Source organism: Schaalia dentiphila ATCC 17982 (assembly GCF_000154225.1).
Classification (GTDB): domain Bacteria; phylum Actinomycetota; class Actinomycetes; order Actinomycetales; family Actinomycetaceae; genus Pauljensenia; species Pauljensenia dentiphila.
The window spans coordinates 1,481-2,728 of record NZ_DS264585.1; the positions used below are offsets into that span (position 1 = coordinate 1,481).

General features: G+C 55.4%; 1 rRNA gene and 1 other annotated feature. The gene reads left to right on the forward strand.

Annotation, left to right across the window (positions count from 1 at the left end):
* Window positions 1–15: 15 nt before the first annotated feature.
* Window positions 16–668: a sequence feature (16S ribosomal RNA rRNA prediction is too short), on the forward strand.
* Window positions 669–1,002: 334 nt separating this feature from the next.
* Window positions 1,003–1,248: ribosomal RNA gene (locus tag ACTODO_RS00015) — 23S ribosomal RNA — on the forward strand; the annotation flags it as partial.

Genomic DNA, 1,248 nt, shown 5'->3' on the forward strand with positions numbered 1-1,248 from the left:
TTTAAGTGCCCCGCCTGGGAAGTACGGCCGCAAGGCTAAACTCAAAGGAATTGACGGGGGCCCGCACAAGCGGCGGAGCATGCGGATTAATTCGATGCAACGCGAAGAACCTTTACCTAGGGCTTGACATGCACGGCGGCACTGCAGAGATGTGGTGGCATTTAGTTGGTCGTGTGCAGGTGGTGCATGGTTGTCGTCAGCTCGTGTCGTGAGATGTTGGGTTAAGTCCCGCAACGAGCGCAACCCTTGCCCTATGTTGCCAGCACGTGATGGTGGGGACTCGTGGGGGACTGCCGGGGTTAACTCGGAGGAAGGTGGGGATGACGTCAAATCATCATGCCCCTTATGTCTTGGGCTTCACGCATGCTACAATGGCTGGTACAGAGGGTTGCGATACTGTGAGGTGGAGCGAATCCCTTAAAGCCAGTCTCAGTTCGGATTGGGGTCTGCAACTCGACCCCATGAAGGTGGAGTCGCTAGTAATCGCAGATCAGCAACGCTGCGGTGAATACGTTCTCGGGCCTTGTACACACCGCCCGTCACGTCACGAAAGTTGGTAACACCCGAAGCCCATGGCCTAACCGCTTTGTGCGGGGGGAGTGGTCGAAGGTGGGATTGGCGATTGGGACGAAGTCGTAACAAGGTAGCCGTACCGGAAGGTGCGGCTGGATCACCTCCTTTCTAGGGAGCCCATTTGTTGGGGAACAATGCAGCATGGTGGCCTTTTGGTTGGTGTGTTGGGTTGTTTTCTTGTGCCTGCATGTGTACGCCACCCGATGTGGGTGGTGGGTGTGGGTGCGTTACTGGGTTGGGCATAAGAAGTTATACGAGCGAGCACACTGTCGGGTTCACGTTCAACACCGTGTTGGCGTCCGCCACGTGTTGTGGTGGTTGCCCGCGCAGCCGGCCTGATGGTTTGTTGGGTGTGGGTGTGTGTGGTGGGTTGTTTGTGATTTGTATAGTGGTTGCGAGCATATTTGTTCTGTACTGTTTTTTGTGTTTTGTTTAGTTTTATTGGGCATTCGGTGGATGCCTTGGCATCAAGAGCTGATGAAGGACGTTGCGGCCTGCGATATGCCTCGGGGAGCTGGCGAGCGAGCGTTATTATCCGAGGGTGTCCGAATGGGGGAACCTAACCTGGGTTGTGCTGGGTTACCATCATCTGAACGTGTATAGGGTGGTGGGGGGAACGCGGGGAAGTGAAACATCTCAGTACCCGCAGGAAAAGATATTCCGTGAGTAGTGGCG